The organism is Methylobacterium sp. B1 (assembly GCF_000333255.1).
GTDB lineage: Bacteria > Pseudomonadota > Alphaproteobacteria > Rhizobiales > Beijerinckiaceae > Methylobacterium > Methylobacterium fujisawaense.
Map to the genome: position 1 here is coordinate 1 of NZ_BACT01000148.1, position 2,208 is coordinate 2,208.

Here is a 2,208-nt window from a genome sequence, read left to right on the forward strand (position 1 = left end):
CGGCGGACCCTGGAAGGATCTCACCGACAACGTCAACATGATGGCCGCGAACCTCACCGGTCAGGTGCGCAACATCGCCGACGTCACGACTGCGGTGGCCAACGGCGACCTGTCCAAGAAGATCACCGTCGACGTGAAGGGTGAGATCCTGGAGCTGAAATCGACCATCAACACGATGGTGGATCAGCTCAACTCCTTCGCCTCGGAGGTGACCCGCGTTGCCCGTGAGGTCGGCTCGGAGGGCAAGCTCGGCGGACAGGCACAGGTCCGCGGCGTCGGCGGAACCTGGAAGGACCTCACCGACAACGTGAACATGATGGCGGCCAACCTGACCGGTCAGGTCCGCGGCATCGCGGATGTCGTCACGGCGGTGGCGCAGGGCGACCTCACGCGGAAACTCTCGGTCGATGCCAAGGGCGAGATCGCCGCCCTGGCCGACACCGTCAACGAGATGATCGAGACGCTCGCCACCTTTGCCGACCAAGTCACCAACGTGGCCCGCGAGGTGGGCGTCGAAGGGAAGCTCGGCGGTCAGGCCCGGGTGCCGGGTGCCGCCGGGCTGTGGCGCGATCTCACCGACAACGTGAACCAGCTCGCGGCAAACCTGACGACCCAGGTGCGCGCCATCGCCGAAGTGGCGACGGCGGTGACGAAGGGCGACCTCGCACGCTCGATCTCGGTCGAGGCTTCCGGCGAAGTCGCCTCGTTGAAGGACAACATCAACGAGATGATCCGCAATCTGCGGGACACGACCCTCAAGAACGCCGAGCAGGACTGGCTGAAGACGAACCTCGCCAAGTTTACGCGCATGCTGCAGGGCGAGCGCGACCTCGCCACCGTCTCAAATCTGATCCTGTCCGAGATCGCTTCGCTCGTGAATGCCCAGCGCGGCGTGTTCTTCATGGTGGAGGACGATGGCGGAGAGCCGGTTCTGGATCTGATGGCGAGCTATGCCTTCACGGAGCGCAAGAACCTGTCGAACCGGTATCGCCTCCGTCAGGGTCTCGTGGGCCAATGCGCCTTCGAGAAAAAGCGCATCACCCTCACCAACGTGCCCGGCGACTACATCACCATCGGCTCGGCTCTCGGCGAGGCACCACCCCTCAACATCATCGTCCTGCCAGTCCTGTTCGAGCAGGAAGTTCGGGCAGTCATCGAGCTGGCGTCGTTCAACCGTTTCAGTGAGACCCATCAGTCCTTCCTTGACCAACTGACCGAATCCATCGGGATCGTGCTCAACACGATTGCCGCCAACATGCGGACCGAAGGTCTCCTCAAGCAGTCGCAGCTCCTGACCGGCGAATTGCAGAGCCGGCAAGAGGAGCTGAAGAAGACGAACGACCGCCTGGAACTGCAGGCGGCCTCCCTGCAGCAATCCGAGGATCTGCTGAAGAGCCAGCGCGAGCGCCTGCAGCAGACCAACGAGGAGCTGGAGGAGAAGGCGCGGCTGCTCGAAATCCAGAAGCGCGAGGTCGAGGGCAAGAACCGCGAGGTCTCCGTCGCCAAGACGGCGCTGGAGGAGAAGGCCGAGCAGCTGAGCCTGACCTCGCGCTACAAGTCACAGTTCCTGGCCAACATGAGCCACGAGCTGCGCACGCCGCTCAACAGCCTCCTGATCCTCTCGAAGCTTCTCTCCGAGAACCGCGACGGAAACCTCACGGACAAGCAGCGGGAGTTCGCCAAGACCATCAACGCAGCCGGGACCGACCTCCTGTCGCTCATCAACGACATCCTCGATCTCTCCAAGATCGAGTCCGGGACGGTGTCGCTCGAAGTCGGCGATGTCGCGCTGCAAGATCTCGTCGAGAACCTCGAAAGGACCTTCCGCCAGCTGGCCGAGGACCGCCACCTCGCCTTCGTGATCGATGTCGAGCCCGGCTTGCCGCGGTCGGTACGCACGGATTCCAAGCGCCTGCAGCAGGTTCTCCGGAACCTTCTCTCCAACGCTTTCAAGTTCACCGAGACGGGCAGCGTTTCGCTCAAGATCGGCTCGGCTGAGGGCTCGCCGCTGCGCGCCGGGAGCCAGTGGATGGCCCTCTCCGTAACCGATACCGGCATCGGCATCGCCGAGGATAAGCAGCGGATCATCTTCGAGGCGTTTCAGCAGGCCGACGGGACCACGAGCCGCAAGTATGGCGGCACCGGCCTCGGCCTCGCCATCAGCCGCGAGATCGCCCGCCTGCGGGCGGCGAGATCGGGTCGAGAGCC

General features: G+C 63.9%; 1 protein-coding gene. It reads left to right on the forward strand.

What is annotated here, in order from left to right; all coding sequences use genetic code 11:
* A partial coding sequence (locus tag I53_RS04225) for a HAMP domain-containing protein (RefSeq protein ID WP_043347019.1) occupies positions 1–2,208 on the forward strand: 2,208 nt, incomplete at both ends.